Here is a 1069-nt window from a genome sequence, read left to right as displayed (position 1 = left end):
CGCACTCGAAGCGGGCTTGCGTCGGCCGGTTCTCCCTGGCCGTGTGCCCGCAGGCGCTGCACCGCTGGCTCGTGTACGCCGGGTCCACGGGCACCACTGCACCGCCTCGGGCCGCTGTCTTGTACTCCAGTTGTCGCCTTGCCTCGCCCCACGCCTGATCGAGGATCGAGCGGTTCAGTCCCGCTTTCTGCCGCACTCGTTGCCCTGGCTCGGTGGCTGTGCCCTTGGCGCTGGCGCTCATCGCCGCCACCTTCAGATCCTCGATGGCGATCACCGGATGCGCATCTGCCCACTCCGTCGTCAGCTTGTGCAGCCAGTCGTTGCGCTGCGCCGCGATCCGGGCATGCACTCTGCCCAATCGGTCGATCGCCTTGCGTCGATTCTTCGACCCCTTCACCTTGCGCGAGACACTGCGCTGGACCCGCTTCAGGTACTTCTGCTGTTTCTTCAGGGCGTTCAGCGGCGCCACGCACTCTCCGTCCGTCGTCGCCGCGAACAGCGTCACGCCAAAATCGATCCCCAGCGTCGGCACCAGTCCCGCCGCCGGGATCACCTCCGCTTGCTCCACCTGGATCGACACGAACCAGCGGCCCCGCTCCTGTGTCAGCGTCCAGTTCCGAACCTCGCCCTCGACCGGCTGCGACTGACGCATCCGCATCCAGCCCAGCTTCGGTGGCTTGATGCGCTGGTTCTCAGCGTCGAGCTTGCAGTCCGACGCCTTCGGAAACCGCAGCCCCGCATCCTGGCCCCGACCCCGGAACCTCGGATAGCCGCCCTGGCCCCCGAAGAAGCGCCGGTAGCTCGCCTCCAGCCGCTTGAGCGTCTGCTGCTGTGCCTGCACGGGGGTTTCGGCCAGCCACGCCGTGTCCGGGTCGTTGCGCCACGCCGTCAGCCAGCGGCACATCGCCGCATAGCCGGAGAACTTCTCGCCCGCCACCCGCAGTCGCTGCTGCTCGCCGATGGCCCGGTTCCACACCCAGCGGCACGCGCCGGCGAACCGGCGCAGGGTGTGGGCGGTGCCGGGTGTGGGGCGTAACTGGAAGCGGAAGGCTCGAATGGGCATGATTGA

At 68.2% G+C, this 1069-nt stretch carries 1 protein-coding gene; it reads right to left on the bottom strand.

Annotation, left to right across the window (positions count from 1 at the left end; genetic code table 11):
• Positions 1–1069: RNA-guided endonuclease InsQ/TnpB family protein (locus NFT33_RS19120; RefSeq protein WP_309296169.1), on the bottom strand; the 1069-nt coding region annotated here is incomplete at both ends.

It is taken from the genome of Sphaerotilus sp. FB-3, from assembly GCF_023706025.1.
Lineage (GTDB): Bacteria > Pseudomonadota > Gammaproteobacteria > Burkholderiales > Burkholderiaceae_C > Sphaerotilus > Sphaerotilus sulfidivorans.
This window is presented reverse-complemented; position numbering and strand designations above follow the sequence as displayed.